We start from the raw sequence: 16123 nt of genomic DNA, 5'->3' as shown, positions 1-16123 counted from the left end.
AATACAAAACTATTCATATGTATCAATATTCCTATTTCAAAGAAAATGATAAAGAAATAATTTTAGATTTCATTGAAAAATATCCATTTGCTTTTTTAACTGGAAGTTTTATTTCTGGTGAACAAGTTGCTACTCAAATACCTTTAGTATTAGAAGTAAGAAATGAAGAACTTTATTTGCAAGGTCACATCATGCGAAATACCGATCATCATAAAGCTTTTATTGAAAATCCTAATTGTTTAGTAGTTTTTAGTGGACCAAGTGCTTATGTTAGTGCTACTTGGTATAATTCGCCTCAAAGTGGTTCGACTTGGAATTACATGAGTGTTCATGTAAAAGGTAAGATGAATTTTATGACAAATGAAGGTTTGGCTACATTAATGAAAAAATTCACTTTAAAATTTGAAAACAATGATATGGAGTCACCAACTATTTTCGACAACTTACCAAAAGAATATTTAAACAAGTACATGCCAGCTATTGTAGGTTTTGAAATTAAGGTTGAAACCATTGACAATACGTTTAAATTAAGTCAAAATAAAGACGAAGAAAGTTATACTTCTATTGTTTCAAAATTAGAGGAATTAGGTGGAAATAATTTGCTAATTGCAGAAGAAATGAAGCTTCGGAAGGCCGAACTATTTTCTAAAAATAAAGAAAGATAGTGCAATTTTACGAAATTCAAATACACTAAGATATCTTTTTGCAGAAAAAGAGTTAAATAAAAAAAGCATCAATTTCTTGATGCTTTTTTTGTGACCTCGTCTGGATTCAAACCAGAAACCTTCTGAGCCGTAATCAGATGCGCTATTCAGTTGCGCCACGAGGCCTTATTTTTGTGAGTGCAAATATAGAACTAAATTCTAAATTTAAAAATATATTTTTACTTTTTTTCTAAAGCATTTATTGTAACATAATAACGCCAAGCAATAATTGCTTTCTGTAATTTTGTAGCTTTCGCTAAATCAAGACGTTGCTTAGAATAACTTGGCAAAATGGCTTTATTAATTTTAGCTAAAATTTTAAACATTATTTTTTAATTTGGCGCAAAACTACATAAAAAAAACCCATATCATGTTTAAAACAATATGGGATTTTGAAATTTAATATAATATTAACCTTTATTTATCGTCGCCAATGTAGGTTTTGTTACCATTTTTATTAATGTAATATCTTCCACCTCTGGGACCCGTAAATACTTTTCTACCTTTATAAGTACCAGTAACTTTGTCGGCAACTTTTTTCTCAGCTGCTTTAGAAGCAGGAGTTTCTTTTATGTCTTCTTGAATTTCAGCAGGTGTTTTTTTCTTTACTTTTGTTTCTGCTTTAGTAGCCGCTGTTTTTGCTTTAGCTTCTGTTTTAGTGGCAGTAGCTTTTGCCGTTCCGGTAGCGGACGCTTTACTTTCCTTAGCTTTTTCGGCTTTTGCTTTTGCGGTGGCTTTTGCTTTACTAGCCTTTTCTTTACTAGCTTTAATTTTATCTGCTTCTTCTTTCGTTTCTTTAGCTTTTTTTTCTGCTACTTTTGCTTTTGCAGCTATTTTTTCTTTAGCAACTTTAGCTTTAGCGGCTTCTTTCTTTTCCGTTGCTTCTTTTTTAGCTTTAGCGACTTCGGCAACTTTTTTAGCTTTTTCTTTTTTCTCTTTAGCTAACAACGCTTTCTTAGCTTTTTCAGTTTTAGCTCTCTTTTCGCCAGCTTCTGTTTCTTGAGCCGTTACTCCAAACGTCAATAGAACAGACATGCACAATAATAGGATTTTCTTCATCTTAAATAGTTTTAGTTTAGTTTTATATAATTTTATGAATTCTATTTATAGGAATAACCACTCCTTTTTTAAGAATAACTTCATCTGCAGTAATTCCCCATACGGTTGTCTCTGTTACTCTTTTCGAAGAATCATCTTCATAAAAAATCTTAATTTTTAAATGCTCAAGATTTCCTAATGTTAAAGCGCGCTCTAAATCAGATTTACGTTGTAATATATCTTCTTTATCGGACATTACTTCTTTGTTAGGAAACTTTAAAGAAACAACATCTTCTTTTTCAGTCAGTTGAAAATCGCTCATAATTTAAATTTTTAAGTTAGTACGGTTAAGTATTATAAAAATACATTATTTTATAATTATGAACAAATGTAAATCGTAAAAATAATTTTTTTCTTTCACATGTAGCTGATTTTTGTTTTATATCAGCCATACGGTATAGTTTATCTATATTGATGTTTGCAAGCCAACTTATTTTTTGTGGCTATTTCAAAAATAAACCTTAATTTTGCCTTACTATGCAAAAGATTATAAACATTTTAAACAAACGTGCGCGTTTTGACTATGAAATTATAGACAAATATAACGCTGGTATTGTATTAACTGGTACTGAAATTAAATCGATACGTTTAGGAAAAGCTTCTATCGCAGAAAGTTTTTGCGAATTTAATGACCGAACTGAATTATTTTTGATAAATGCTACCATTGAAGAATATGCTTTTGGTACACATTATAACCACAAAGCCAAGAGCGAACGCAAATTACTTTTAAATAAAAAAGAATTAAAAAAATTAGATAAAGATTCAGATAATAAAGGTTTGACCATTGTTCCTTTGAAACTTTATACCAATGAAAAAGGTTTCGCAAAAGTAGAAATTGCTTTATGCAGAGGGAAGAAAAATTACGACAAAAGGGAAACCCTAAAAGAAAACGATACTAAACGTGATATCGCCCGAATTAAAAAAGAGTTTAGGTAATTTGGGATTTACGATTTACGATTTACGAATAAAAAAGCCAGAATTTCGTTCGAAATTCTGGCTTTTTTTGATATTTAAAATATTTCGACAGTGTCAATATCACAATACAATTAACTAAAAACTGTGACTGAAAACTGAGACTGAGACTGAGACTGAAAACAGTGACTAAAAACTACTACTTCCCTCCTTTTACTCCTTTACTGCCTTTTCGCAAGTCGGTTTTTAGTTTTTCTAAGTCTGATTTTGTTTTTTCTAATTCTTCTTTCAATTGTTCTAAATCGGATTTTGAAGACGAATCGGATTTAAATCCTTTTTGAATTTGAATTTTTTGTTCTTTTTTAAATTTTTCTAAATCGTCAGAATTGCCGTCAGATGAAAAACTTTTTTCAGAAAAAATCATAGTATTTCCTTTTCCATCTGAATATTTTTTTGTGGTTACACCGTTTTCATCTGTGGATTCTTCTTCTAACTTCATGTCTGGGTTATCTCCTAACATTTCACCATCTTTAAATGTAAAAGATTTAAATTTTCCACCTAATGAATCCATTGAAAATCCTTTTTGTAATTCTTTGAATTTATCTAAATCGATGGTATTGTTATCCATTAATCCTTTGAACATGTTGTTGTTGAAGATATCATCGAAATTATTCATTTCGAAGCCATTTCCTAAACCTGCAAAACCATTACCAAAAATATCATTTCTTTTATCGCCAGATTGAATATTGATTAATCCTTTTCCTTTTTCATCAAATTGTTTCGTAATAGAAATGGTTGCAATTGGTGTTTCTGAACTTACATTATAATTACCCGAATTGCCTTCTTTGTCTTTATAAGCAATTTTAATAGCTGTAATTTCTTTTTTATCGTTACGCTTCACTCCAGTAAAAGCAACTTCAAAATCGAACTTCTTAGCATCCGTTTCATCTTGTTTCAATTGCGCATCAGTCATGGCTTTATCTATTCGCAACTCGAAACTTTTGTATACGGGCTGTACAGCCTGATTTAATCTGTTGTTTTGAGCAAAAGTTGGATTCGGCAAAAAAGTTATAGCACTTGCCAATACGATTCCTTGAAATAACGTTTTAGCGTTCATAATACTTATTAATTTTTAAAATTATTGTCCAAAAATATAATTTTTACAAAAACGATTTTTTAAAATTTTGTTAATTAACGGGTTTTAACAGAAATGCCTAATTCAAAAGTTATTAAGTACTTAATTCTGTTTTTATTTTTTTTCAACAAACTCTTTTGTTTGAATGATAATAACTCCATTTTTAGCTTTCTCTCCAAATTTTTTCATGGCAAATGTAGAAGCCGACATAACGCTAACAGTGGTAATTAAATTAGAATCTATTTTTTCTAATTCTTCAAAATTTATCTCTTTATCATTTAATATAATTAAAGCTTTTTTAGCATCTACATTTTTATCTTTCTTTACTTTATCAATTTGGTCCACCTGATCTGATTCTGAAAATGAGAATTCAACTTTCAACGGATTTAATTCTTTTTTTTCTATCTCCACTTTTACATTCTCTTCATTAGATTTCGACTTCACAGTTTTCACTTCATAATAATATCTATCGTTGTTGGCACTTTTATTATATTTCTTTTCAAATTCAGATGGTGTAATTTCTTTCATTTCACCCAATTCTTCATCAAAAGGAATTTTCATTTTCTCAGTGGCGCCTTTTATTTTACCATTTACAATTAAAACAACTTCTTTCCCGTTTTTAGACATATTATCGATACTAAAATACTTTGGATTTTCACTGTTTTCGAACCCATCAACTTCAATGACTTCATCACTAATTTCTTTTTTAAACGTTCCACTTATTTCTAAAAAACCACAAGTTTTTACATTATTTTTATCCGTATTAACAAAAATTTTGATGTCATCTATGGGTGAAGTGGATTTTCTTTCCAAAATTTCATTATAAGTTTTACCAGAATCAAATTCTAATTTTAAAGCTATGATTTCATTGTTTCTATTTCGTTCTACATTTGAAATTCTTAACTTAAAACTGTCTATTGAAAAGGTTTTTTCTAATTCTTTTAACTCTCTATCAGTTGTGTTTTTAGTTACAATAGAAGAATAACTAGACGTTGATACAAATGCAGATTTAGTTTCTTTTACAATTTTCTTTTGAGCTATAGTTTCTACTTGAAACAATAACATAAATGCGGTTACAAATGGAAGAATAATTCCAAATTTCCAAATGTTTTTTCTGTTCGATTGATTGGTGTTTAACATAATGATTCGTTTTTTGATTGATGATTGATTAAATGTATTGATGATTGTAATATTTGAAGCTTGTGTGGTGATTTTCAACATGGTTTTTTGATACATTCTTCTATCTGAAACTTGATGAATAGCAAAGCTATCTGCTAAAAATTCTAAATTTTGAACGATACTTTTTCGATACAACCAAACGATTGGATTGAACCAGAAAAGAATAATAAAAAACTGCGCTAACAAGGTGTCGAAACTGTGTTTTTGCATAGAATGTGCTTCTTCGTGTTTGATTATATTTTGTAATTCAATTGGATTGATGAGTTCCTTGTTGAAAACTATATAATTAAAGAATGAAAAAGGCGTTTGAACTAAATTCGTATTAATGTAAACCAATTTTTCCCTCTTTTCCGAATTAGAAACTTTGATGATTTTAAACAACTTGACAAAATCGAATATTGTTTTTAATAAGAACCCAAAACAAATGATTCCGTATATTAAAAACAAAATTTCTAAATTAGTCAGTATCGGTTCTTGGGCGACTTCATTTGAAATTTGAACCATATGTGATACATTACTTTCGATGGAATTACTTAGCACTTCTTTTGCTTCATAATATTCAATTTTTGTAAAAGTTACGAATGGCAACAATAAAGAAATAAATAAACCTGAAAGCAAAAACCATCTCGAATGTTTGTAAAAGGTTTCTTTAGAAAGCGCTAATTGGTATACCAAGTAAAACAACGCAATTAAAACATTTACTTTTAATATGTAAGTGAAAATGGTATCCATACCTATTTCTTTTTCTCGATGATATCTAAAATCTCACGAAGTTCGTCTGCTGAAATTTTTTCTTCTTCAGCAAAATACGAAACCAAATTTTTGTATGAATTACCAAAATAATTCTGAATAGCCGTTTTCATAAAGGTTTTTCTGTATTCCTCAATATCTATAATTGGATGATACTGATGCGTATTCCCATACACATTGTAAGAAACATATCCTTTTTCTTCTAAATTTCTAATAATTGTAGAAAGTGTGTTGTAGTGTGGCTTCTCGTCTGTAAACTCCGCCAAAACATCTTTTACAAAAGCTTTTTTTAGCTTCCATAAAATGTGCATTACTTCTTCTTCTTTGTTGGTTAATTTTTGCATAACGATAATTTTGTTATACAAATATATAACTATATTTATAGTTACACAACTATTTTTATAGTTATTTAACTATTTTTAACGTTAAGTTTTTCTTTTGCGACTAATTTCAAAACATAAAAACCTATAAAAGTCGCAGTAATCCCAAGTAAACCCATAAACAACCAATTGGCCTGATAACCATAGGCTTCAACGATTGTCATTCCGATTTTAGCACTTAAAATATGAGCTAAACTATAACTCATAGTGAAAATTGCCATGTAACGACCTTGTTGGTGTTTGGGAGCACGACTCATAGCAAAAGCATTTGAAAAAGGAAAATTAAACATTTCTGCAAAAGACATGAAAAACATCATGATGATTAAAATCCCAGCCCAAGTATTTACTAACATTAAAAGCAAACTTATAGCCATTAATAAAGTTCCTGTGATTACGACTTTTAGTTTGTCTTTTTTATTTTTCTCAATGTAATTTACAATTGGCATTTCTAAAAAGAAAACCAATACACCGTTTAAAGTTAACAACAAACCAGTTTGAAATTCCGATAAGCCAAATTGTTTACTATGGTATAATGGAATTGTGGTAAACAATTGAAAAAACATGATCCCTACAATTAATGAAGTGGCTAGAAACAACCAATAAATTTTATCTTTAAAAACCGATTGCACTAAAACATCGCCAGGTTGATTTTTATCTAAATAGGTTGATTTTTTCTTTTCTTTAACCTTTACCCAAAAAATTAAAATGGCAATAATACAAGTTAATCCATCTACCCAAAACAACCCTTTATAACCAATTCCCATAATAATCAATCCCCCTAAAGCTGGTCCGGCTGCAAAACCTAAATTGATAGCCAGACGAACTAAAGTTAGAGCTCGAGTTCTGTTTTCTGGCTTAGCATAAGCTCCTAAAGATACGAACATTGCAGGTCGAAACATGTCGGAAACTGTCATAATTAAGAACACACCAATACATAAACCGTAAAATGAAGTAATGAATTGTAAACCAAAGAACATCAATCCACTAACAAGTAAGCTAAATATCATTATTTTATAAAAACCAATGGTATCAGACAACTTGCCACCTAACCAAGATCCTAACATCGAACCACAACCAAAAAACACCATAATGGTTCCTACTTGAGATAATGGAAAATGTAAATCTTCATTTAAGTATTTTGACAAAAACGGCAAAACCATTGTGCCAGCTCGATTGATAAAAGTAACTAAGGTAAGAATCCAGATTTCACGGGAAAAACCCTGAAAATTAGAAATGTATTGGCGAAAAGCTTTTTGAATCATAATAAAATATCTGATACAAATTTAGACAAATAACTTATTAAAATATAGTATTTTTGTGAAAACAATTTTATGAAATTTGTTAATTTACATACCCATTTTTACACCAATTCCGATTCAATTTTAGAAATTGTAAATCAATATCCGAACGAATTTTCATCTGAAATTCCGCATTATTCTATTGGAATTCACCCTTGGCATATTGACGAACAGTGTCTGAACGATGATCTAAAAATAATTAAAGAAAAACTTTCAACAAAAGAATGTATTGCATTGGGAGAATGTGGTTTAGATAAACGTATAGATAAAATCTATAGCACTCAAATTGACGTTTTCGAGTCACAATTGAACCTTTTACATGAAATTTCAAAGCCTGTCATCTTACATTGTGTAGCTTCATATGATGAAGTGATTTCGTGTAAAAAAAACAGCGGTCTCTCCTCGCCTTTTATCATTCACGGATTTTCAAAAAATAGTCAAGTTGCAAAACAATTATTACAGCAAGATTTTTATTTATCGTTTGGAAAGTATTTACTTCGTAATCCGGAATTAAGTGATGTATTCAGAAAAATACCGAATGAAAAAATTTTCTTAGAAACAGATACTATAGCGGAAAGTTTAGAAGAAGTTTATACTTTTGCAGCAAATTGTAAAAACATTTCAATCGAGGAAATGAAAGAAATAGTTTGGAACAATTACCAAACCGTTTTTAATATAAAGAAATAAGTTATGGCAAAGTGGCAAGAAAGAGCAGCGTTATTATTCAAAGAAGAAGGTTTAAATAAACTAAAAAACTCCAATGTACTTGTGGTAGGTTTAGGCGGCGTAGGTTCGTTTGCTGCCGAATTTTTAGCACGAGCTGGCGTAGGAAACATGACAATTGTTGATGGCGATACGGTAGACATTACCAATATTAACCGTCAATTACCTGCTTTACACAGTACGGTTGGACAACCAAAAGTAAAAATTGTGGGCGACAGGTTAATGGACATTAATCCAGAATTAAACCTTACACGCGTGGAAGAATTTTTATCTCCTGAGCGCGCTATTGAAATTGTAACTCCTGACTTTGATTACGTTTTAGACTGTATTGACAGCGTAACACCTAAGTTAAATTTAATTGTAGCCGCAAAACGCAAGAAAGTTAAAGTAATAAGCAATATGGGTGCTGGAGGAAAATTACTTTCAAGTAAGATTGTAGTCAAAGACATTAGTAAAACCGATGTGTGTCCGCTTGCTAAAAACATTAGAAAAAGATTGAAAAAAGAAGGTATTTCAAGTGGTGTGAAAGCGGTTTATTCATTAGAACATCCAGATGAAACGAGTTTAAAGACTACAGACGGCTCTAACTTCAAAAAATCTTTTTATGGCACCAACAGCTGGATGCCTGCACTTTTTGGCTTACACGCCGCAGAAACTGTTGTAAAACACCTTATTGGAAAGTAATTTGCAAAGAGTGAAAACTAAAAAAGGCGGATAAGTTTAAAATTATCCGCCTTTTTTTTAAACTTGAATATTATTTTGCTAAATAAGCTTCAACATTCGCTTGTATTCGTGCTTCAATATTTGAAATGTCACTTTTTACGAATTTTTCTCCAATAATATTTTCAAACAATTCGATATATCTTTCTGAAACTGATTCCACATACTCTTGAGTCATTTCTGGAATTTGTTGTCCTTCTTTTCCTTGAAAACCATTTTCAATTAGCCATCTGCGTACAAATTCTTTTGATAATTGTTTCTGCTCTTCGCCTTTATCTTGTCTATCCTGATAACCTTCAGCATAAAAATAACGAGAAGAATCTGGCGTATGAATTTCATCAATTAAAACAATTTTACCATCTTTAGTTTTTCCGAATTCGTATTTCGTATCTACCAAAATCAAACCTCTTGAAGTGGCAATTTCCGTTCCTCTTTGATATAAAGCTCTTGTATATTTTTCTAAAATCAAATAATCTTCTTCTGAAACGATTCCGTTTGCTAAAATGGCTTCACGAGAAATATCTTCATCATGAGAACCATTATCCGCTTTAGTGGTTGGTGTAATAATTGGGGTTGGAAACTTATCATTTTCTTTTAAACCTTCTGGCATCGTAACTCCACAAATGATTCTTTTTCCTAAAGCATATTCACGAGCTGCATGTCCAGATAAATAACCACGAATTACCATTTCAACTTTAAAAGGTTCACATAAATGCCCAACAGCTACATTTGGATCTGGAGTAGCAATCAACCAATTTGGTACAATATCTTCAGTCAATTGCATGAATTTAGTTGCAATTTGATTCAAAATTTGTCCTTTATACGGAATTCCTTCAGGTAAAACCACATCGAAAGCTGAAAGTCGATCTGTGGCAATCATCACTAATAAATCATCATTGATGTTATAAACTTCTCTAACTTTTCCTCTGTAAACGGATTTTTGACCTGTAAAATTAAAATTTGTAGTAGTAATAGTGTTCATTTTGTTGTGTTGTTTATTCTGAATTAATTTCAGAATCTGTTGTTGTGGTGCAAAAGTAGTTTTTAAATCATTTTTGAACAAAAAAAGAGATGTTTATTTTAACATCTCTTTTAATTTTAATCCGTATTCTCAATACTTTTATATGCATTAATTACTGCTTTCACTAATCTGTGACGTACAATATCTTTATCATCTAAATATAAAATTCCGATGCCATCAATATCCTTTAACACCAATAAAGCTTCTTTTAAACCAGAGATTGTTCTTCTTGGTAAATCAACTTGCCCAGGATCGCCATTAATTATAAATTTGGCGTTTTTTCCCATACGCGTTAGAAACATTTTCATTTGTGAATGAGTGGTATTTTGCGCTTCATCTAAAATTACAAAAGCATTATCCAAAGTTCGTCCACGCATGAAAGCTAAGGGTGCAATTTGAACAATTCCTTTTAAAATATAATCTTCTAATGTTTGTGGCGGAATCATATCGCGTAAAGCATCATACAAAGGCTGCATGTAAGGATCTAACTTTTCCTTCATGTCACCTGGTAAAAAACCTAAATTTTCTCCTGCTTCAACTGCTGGTCTGGTTAAAATGATGCGTTTTACTTGTTTTTCTTTTAGCGCTCTTACTGCTAAAGCCACTGCTGTGTAGGTTTTACCCGTTCCAGCTGGACCAACAGCAAAAACCATATCGTTTTTATTAACAGATTCTACTAATTTTTGCTGGTTAGGCGTCATCGCCTTAATTAACTTACCACCTAAACCGTGCACCAAAATTTGATCGCTTTTATGCATTTCACCTGTCTGTTGGGCATCACCTTCAATTACACGCATAATTACATTGTCGTCGATAGTGTTAAAACGAGTAAAATGTGTCATTAACCTTCTGAAACGTTTTTCAAATTCATCTAAAACCTCAGCTTCACCAAAAGCCTTCAAAACGGTACCTCTTGCCACAATTTTTAATTTCGGATAGTACTTTTTAATTGTTTCTAAATGACTATCATGTGCGCCCCAAAAATCTTTAGGCGCAATGTTTTCCAATTCAATAATTCTCTCGTTCAAAGGCTATATTTTTAAAATGTTTTTATTCTGTAAAAAAAAGAGTAGTTTTGTATCACTCAAATATAGCAAAAACTATAATTCCATTTCAAATAAGTTATAAACAATAAAATGTCAATAATTACTCTTACTACAGATTATGGTCTGAAAGATCATTTTGCGGGAATTTTAAAGGGTAAACTTTTTTCATTGTTACCAGAAATTAACATTGTTGATATTACGCACACTATTGATAAATTCAATTGTTTAGAAGCTAGTTATTTACTTTCCGTTTCCTATGCTCACTTTCCTAAAGGTACGGTTCATCTTGTGTGTGTCGATGCATCCAGAAATGCCGATACAGAACACATTGTAATGTTGTATGACGGACATTATTTTATTGGTGCAGATAATGGAATTTTTGGCAGTTTAACCAATAAACGTAATGCTGAAAAAATAGTTAGAATTAGCATTCATGACCGATTAATTAACGGTTCAAGTGATTTAGATGTTTTTGCAATGGTAGCGACTCATTTAGCTAAAGGCGGCGAAATGAATGTTATTGGCACACCCATTTCAGAAATTAAAAAAATGAATGTTTTGGTTCCGATTGTGGAGCAAAATGAAAAAATCATTCGGGGTCATGTTGTTTATATTGATGATTTTGGAAACTGTGTCACAAACATTTCAAAGAGTTTGATAGATGAAATTGCTAAAGGTCGAGAGTATATCATTCGTTTTTCTTCGCACAGTATAAAAAAAGTTAAAAACAACTATTCCGATTTCAAAAATAATACAACAGCAGATTTGAATGCCCTAGCAGGTAACGAAATTGCTATATTTAATCAAGACCATTTTTTAGAAATTGCTATTTATAGGAGTAATCCGAAACGTTCTGGCTCTGCTCAAACCTTGTTAGGATTAAAAATACAAGATGTGGTGCTTGTGGAATTTACGAATTAAGATTTGGGATTTACGATTTACGATTTACGATTTACGATTTAAAATTAAAATATATGTTTGTACGAATAGTGAAATTAACGTTTCAAGAAGATAAAATCGAAGCCTTTTTAGCTAATTTTGAAGAAATTAAACAGCAAATTAGAAATTTTGAAGGCAATGAATTTCTAGAATTGTATCAAGACAAACACGATTCTAGAATTTTTTTTACTTACAGTTACTGGAAAAATGAAGACGCTTTAGAAAACTACAGAAAATCGACACTATTTAATGAAGTTTGGACGTACACCAAAACGCTTTTCGCCGATAAACCTGAAGCGTGGAGTGTAAATAAGTTGGCTACTTTGGAGTAAAATTAAAGCCACGAATTATCAGATCTTTCGAAACACTGATTAAAGAAACTATTAAAATTTTTAAAAACTGTGCAATTGGTATCAAAAAACAAATTAAAGTTTTAAGTTTCAAGTTAATCCTTTACTTTTGCGAAAAACAAAACTATTTTCAAACGTTTTAAACGTTAAACAACTATATGAAAGCACTTTTATTACGTGAAATAAAATCCTTTTTTGGTTCGCCAATTGGGTATTTAGTAATAGCCATTTTTTTACTCTTAAATGGACTATTTCTTTGGGTTTTTGATGGCGATTTTAATATTTTGAATTCGGGTTACGCGGACATGAGTCCGTTTTTTAAACTAGCGCCTTGGATTTTAATTTTTTTAATTCCAGCCGTTACCATGAAAAGCTTTTCAGACGAAAAAAAACAAGGTACTTTAGAAATCTTATTCACCAAACCTTTAAGTCTATGGGAAATTGTTAATGGTAAGTTTCTAGGCGCTTTTATCTTAATTTTAATTGCGATAATTCCTACTCTTTTTTATGTATTTATAGTATCAAGTTTTACAGCTGCACAAAGTACATTCGACTACGGAAGTACTATTGGGTCGTATTTCGGATTGCTTTTCTTAATTGGTGCTTACACTGCAATTGGTGTGTTCACTTCTACCCTTTCAGACAATCAGATTGTAGCTTTCATTGTTGCGGTTTTCTTGTGCTTTTTCTTTTATTTTGGATTTGATGGTTTAGCTAATTTATTCGGAAGTTTTGGAACCATCATAAAAACTTTAGGAATGGACTTTCACTTTAAAAGTATGAGTCGTGGTGTATTAGATACCAGAGATATCATTTATTTCATAAGTATCACTATTTTATTTTTAGCGGGAACGGTTTATCAACTTAAATCACTTAAATGGTAATGAAGATGAAAGAAGTTCAAAAAAATAGTTTAAAAAAATTAGGATTCTTAGCCATAGGTTTATTCCTTATCAACTTTGCCAGTTATTATATCTACAAACGTTTTGATGTTACACAAGACAAACGATATACACTTTCTGAAACCACTAAAAAAATTATCGATGGTGTAGATTCACCTTTAATTATTGATGTATTTTTAGAAGGAAATTTCCCTGCTGATTTCAAAAAGCTGCAAACAGAAACCCGTCAGTTGTTAGAAGAATTTTCGGCTTACAATTCGAACATAACTTTTCAATTTGTAAATCCGATTGAGAAAGAAGAAGAACGTGTGGAAATCATGAAGAAATTCTTCGAAAAAGGATTGACACCTATGAATGTTTCAGTAACCGAAAAAGGCAAACAATCGCAAGAAGTAGTGTTTCCTTGGGCATTAGCCAATTATGGCGACAAAGGTGCGAAAGTACAGTTGTTAAAAAATATGATGGGTGCACAAATTGAAAATCAGGTTGAAAGCTCTGTGCAACACTTAGAATATGCGTTTGCAGAAGCAATCAACAAAATTTCAAAAGAAAAACAACGTAAAATTGCGGTGATTAAAGGAAATAGTGAATTGGACGATATTTACATTGCCGATTTCTTAAAAACCATTCGTGAAAATTACTATATCGGACCAATTACTTTAGATTCTGTAGCTTCTCAACCTAAAGAAACCCTAAAAGCTCTAAATGTATACGATTTAGCTATCATTGCAAAACCTAGAGAAAAATTTACTGAGCTAGAAAAACAAGTACTGGATCAATTTATTATGAAAGGTGGAAAAACACTTTGGTTAATTGACGGTACTACTGCTGAAATGGAACAACTTTATAATGAAACTGGTACCACTTTAGTAGCGAGTAACGATTTGAATTTAACAGACATGTTTTTCAAATACGGATTCAGAATTAATCCACAATTGATTAAAGACGAATATGGCACGCCTATTAAATTAGCCTCTGGAAATCAAGGTAGCGAAACACAAATGGAAACCTATAACTGGAAAATGGCACCTTTTATTTATCCAGCATCAAAAAAACACCCAATAGTAAAAAACACAGATGGAGTGAAATTCGATTTTTGTTCGCCAATTGAATTGTTAAACTCCAATCTTAAAAAAACTATTTTATTAGAAAGTTCTCCCTACTCTAAAGTCATTGGAACACCAAGTGTGGTTTCTTTAGAAATGATAACAGAAGAAACGACTCCAAAAGATTACGCAGGTGGTGGTTTGATTCCAGTTGCGGCTTTACTTGAAGGTTCTTTTACTTCAATGTACAACAATCGTGTGTTGCCGTTTAAAGATGAAAAATTCATCAATAAAAGTGTACCAACTAAAATGATTGTGATTTCGGATGGAGACGTAATTAAAAATCAATTAGATAAAGGTGCGCCAATCGAATTGGGTTACGACAAATACACTGGACAATATTTCGGAAACAAAGAATTTATCTTAAATAGTGTAAATTATTTGTTAGACGATAACGGACTTATTAACATTAGAAGTAAAGATGTCAGTTTACCCATGCTAGATAAAGTAAGTGTGGAAGACAATTACAGTCAAACACAAATGTTAACGGTAGCGTTACCTGTCGTATTATTAGGCATCTTCGGATTTTTATTCACCTATTTAAGAAAGAAGAAATACAACTGCTAGTTGTTAATAAGTATATTTTTAGATTAAGCAGTAACCCATTATATTTGTAAAGCAAAAAAATTAGATGATGATGAATTTTATAGTATCCAGTTCGTATTTATTAAAACAATTACAAGTTTTAGGAAGCGTTATTAATAGTAACAACACTTTACCTATTCTTGATAATTTTTTATTTGAATTAGATAACAATCAATTACACGTTTCGGCTTCTGACTTAGAAACTACTATGTCGGCTAGCTTAGAAATTGAATCAAATAGTACAGGAAGTGTTGCGATACCAGCAAAACTTTTGTTAGATATTTTAAAAACATTTCCAGAACAACCGCTTACTTTTACAGTTGAAGAAAACAACACCGTAGAAATTAGTTCTAATTCTGGAAAATATGCTATTGCTTATGCTGCTGGTGAAGAATTCCCGAAAGCTGTAGCTTTAGAAGATCCATCAACTACTGTTATTCCTGCTGAAGTTTTAGCTACTGCTATTGGAAAAACGATTTTCGCAACAGGAAACGACGATTTACGCCCAGTAATGAGTGGAGTATTTTTCCAATTTTCTACAGAAGGTTTAATTTTCGTGGCGACTGATGCGCACAAACTAGTAAAATACGCACGTACCGATGTAAAAGCTTCTCAAAGTGCAGAATTCATTATGCCTAAGAAACCTTTAAACATTTTAAAAGGAATTTTAGCGACTTCAGATGCAGAAGTAAAAGTAGAATATAATGATTCGAATGCAACGTATTCTTTTGAAAACTATGTGTTAACGTGTCGTTTAATTGATGGGAAATATCCAAATTATGAAGCGGTTATACCAAAAGAAAATCCAAATAAATTAATCTTAAGTCGTGTTACTTTTTTAAACTCGGTACGTCGTGTGGCTATTTTCGCTAACAAAACAACGCACCAAATTCGTTTAAAAATTGCGGGTACAGAGTTGAACATTTCTGCTGAAGATATTGATTATTCTAACAAAGCAGATGAGCGTTTAACTTGTGATTACCACGGTGACGATTTACAAATTGGTTTCAATTCACGTTTCTTAACAGAAATGTTGAATAATTTAACCAGTGACGAAATTCAATTAGAAATGTCATTACCTAACAGAGCTGGAATCCTTACTCCTATTGACGGATTAGATGAAGGAGAAACGGTTACAATGTTAGTAATGCCTGTAATGTTGAATAACTAAATTTGAGTATACATAATTGAATGAAGAAATACGTTTCTGATTTCAAAATTATATATAACTAACCTTAACTACTACTTGAAACCACATTGGCTTTTGCTTTTGTG

The 16123-nt window shown here is 31.1% G+C and carries 17 protein-coding genes, 1 tRNA gene and 1 pseudogene; 9 read left to right on the top strand and 10 right to left on the bottom strand.

Features of this window, described 5'->3' with window-relative positions:
- Positions 1-17: 17 nt before the first annotated feature.
- Positions 18-665: an FMN-binding negative transcriptional regulator gene (locus G4D72_RS10625; RefSeq protein WP_166077675.1), complete on the top strand. Its 648-nt coding sequence runs from the start codon at positions 18-20 to the stop codon at positions 663-665.
- A gap of 91 nt (positions 666-756) precedes the next feature.
- On the opposite strand, the gene G4D72_RS10620 is transcribed toward G4D72_RS10625, so the two are convergent.
- The 4 genes from G4D72_RS10620 to G4D72_RS10605 form a co-directional block, all read right to left on the bottom strand.
- A tRNA-Arg gene (locus G4D72_RS10620) sits at positions 757-830 on the bottom strand.
- A 53-nt stretch (positions 831-883) separates the two neighbouring features.
- Entirely contained in the window at positions 884-1030 is a 147-nt protein-coding gene (locus G4D72_RS10615; protein ID WP_166077674.1) for an SsrA-binding protein, read from the bottom strand.
- A gap of 91 nt (positions 1031-1121) precedes the next feature.
- Positions 1122-1763 carry a hypothetical protein gene (locus G4D72_RS10610; protein ID WP_166077673.1) on the bottom strand — a complete coding sequence of 214 codons (642 nt, stop codon included), beginning with the start codon at positions 1761-1763 and terminating at the stop codon, positions 1122-1124.
- Positions 1764-1785: 22 nt separating this feature from the next.
- Positions 1786-2064 (bottom strand): hypothetical protein, encoded by a 279-nt coding sequence (locus G4D72_RS10605; protein ID WP_166077672.1) that lies wholly within the window; start codon positions 2062-2064, stop codon positions 1786-1788.
- A 215-nt stretch (positions 2065-2279) separates the two neighbouring features.
- Between G4D72_RS10605 and smpB the strand changes: the two genes are divergently transcribed.
- Positions 2280-2738, top strand: coding sequence for an SsrA-binding protein SmpB (gene smpB, locus G4D72_RS10600; protein ID WP_166077671.1), 459 nt, complete (start codon positions 2280-2282; stop codon positions 2736-2738).
- A gap of 175 nt (positions 2739-2913) precedes the next feature.
- On the opposite strand, the gene G4D72_RS10595 is transcribed toward smpB, so the two are convergent.
- The 4 genes from G4D72_RS10595 to G4D72_RS10580 form a co-directional block, all read right to left on the bottom strand.
- A complete protein-coding gene (locus G4D72_RS10595) occupies positions 2914-3831 on the bottom strand; it encodes a hypothetical protein (RefSeq protein WP_166077670.1) in 918 nt (305 codons plus the stop codon).
- A gap of 132 nt (positions 3832-3963) precedes the next feature.
- On the bottom strand, positions 3964-5760 hold the full coding sequence (locus tag G4D72_RS10590) for a M56 family metallopeptidase (protein WP_166077669.1): 1797 nt from the start codon (positions 5758-5760) through the stop codon (positions 3964-3966).
- 2 nt (positions 5761-5762) lie between these two features.
- Positions 5763-6122: a BlaI/MecI/CopY family transcriptional regulator gene (locus tag G4D72_RS10585; protein ID WP_166077668.1), complete on the bottom strand. Its 360-nt coding sequence runs from the start codon at positions 6120-6122 to the stop codon at positions 5763-5765.
- Positions 6123-6187: 65 nt separating this feature from the next.
- Entirely contained in the window at positions 6188-7420 is a 1233-nt protein-coding gene (locus G4D72_RS10580) for an MDR family MFS transporter (RefSeq protein ID WP_166077667.1), read from the bottom strand.
- A 66-nt stretch (positions 7421-7486) separates the two neighbouring features.
- Here G4D72_RS10580 and G4D72_RS10575 point away from each other — a divergent pair.
- A pseudogene (locus tag G4D72_RS10575) lies at positions 7487-8143 on the top strand (TatD family hydrolase); the annotation flags it as partial.
- A gap of 3 nt (positions 8144-8146) precedes the next feature.
- Positions 8147-8863: a tRNA threonylcarbamoyladenosine dehydratase gene (locus G4D72_RS10570; protein WP_166077665.1), complete on the top strand. Its 717-nt coding sequence runs from the start codon at positions 8147-8149 to the stop codon at positions 8861-8863.
- Between the two features lie 70 nt (positions 8864-8933).
- On the opposite strand, the gene G4D72_RS10565 is transcribed toward G4D72_RS10570, so the two are convergent.
- Both G4D72_RS10565 and G4D72_RS10560 read right to left on the bottom strand, forming a co-directional pair.
- Entirely contained in the window at positions 8934-9881 is a 948-nt protein-coding gene (locus tag G4D72_RS10565) for a phosphoribosylaminoimidazolesuccinocarboxamide synthase (RefSeq protein ID WP_166077664.1), read from the bottom strand.
- Positions 9882-9997: 116 nt separating this feature from the next.
- A complete protein-coding gene (locus G4D72_RS10560) occupies positions 9998-10948 on the bottom strand; it encodes a PhoH family protein (RefSeq protein WP_166077663.1) in 951 nt (316 codons plus the stop codon).
- A 108-nt stretch (positions 10949-11056) separates the two neighbouring features.
- On the opposite strand from G4D72_RS10560, the gene G4D72_RS10555 reads away from it, so the two are divergent.
- The 5 genes from G4D72_RS10555 to dnaN all read left to right on the top strand — a co-directional run bounded on the left by G4D72_RS10555 (position 11057) and on the right by dnaN (position 16019).
- Positions 11057-11887, top strand: coding sequence for an SAM hydrolase/SAM-dependent halogenase family protein (locus G4D72_RS10555; RefSeq protein WP_166077662.1), 831 nt, complete (start codon positions 11057-11059; stop codon positions 11885-11887).
- 53 nt (positions 11888-11940) lie between these two features.
- Positions 11941-12237, top strand: a complete 297-nt coding sequence (locus G4D72_RS10550; RefSeq protein ID WP_166077661.1) for a putative quinol monooxygenase — start codon at positions 11941-11943, stop codon at positions 12235-12237.
- 176 nt (positions 12238-12413) lie between these two features.
- Complete coding sequence (gldF, locus tag G4D72_RS10545; protein WP_166077660.1) at positions 12414-13139, top strand: gliding motility-associated ABC transporter permease subunit GldF; 726 nt, start codon at positions 12414-12416, stop codon at positions 13137-13139.
- Positions 13140-13144: 5 nt separating this feature from the next.
- Positions 13145-14830 carry a gliding motility-associated ABC transporter substrate-binding protein GldG gene (gldG, locus tag G4D72_RS10540; RefSeq protein ID WP_166077659.1) on the top strand — a complete coding sequence of 562 codons (1686 nt, stop codon included), beginning with the start codon at positions 13145-13147 and terminating at the stop codon, positions 14828-14830.
- Positions 14831-14900: 70 nt separating this feature from the next.
- Positions 14901-16019, top strand: coding sequence for a DNA polymerase III subunit beta (dnaN, locus tag G4D72_RS10535; protein ID WP_166077782.1), 1119 nt, complete (start codon positions 14901-14903; stop codon positions 16017-16019).
- The last annotated feature ends 104 nt before the right edge of the window (positions 16020-16123 follow it).

Origin of the sequence: Flavobacterium difficile (assembly GCF_011392115.1) — a bacterium.
Taxonomy (GTDB): domain Bacteria; phylum Bacteroidota; class Bacteroidia; order Flavobacteriales; family Flavobacteriaceae; genus Flavobacterium; species Flavobacterium difficile.
Note: the sequence above shows the minus strand (reverse complement) of the source record. Positions and strands in the feature narration are given on the sequence as shown.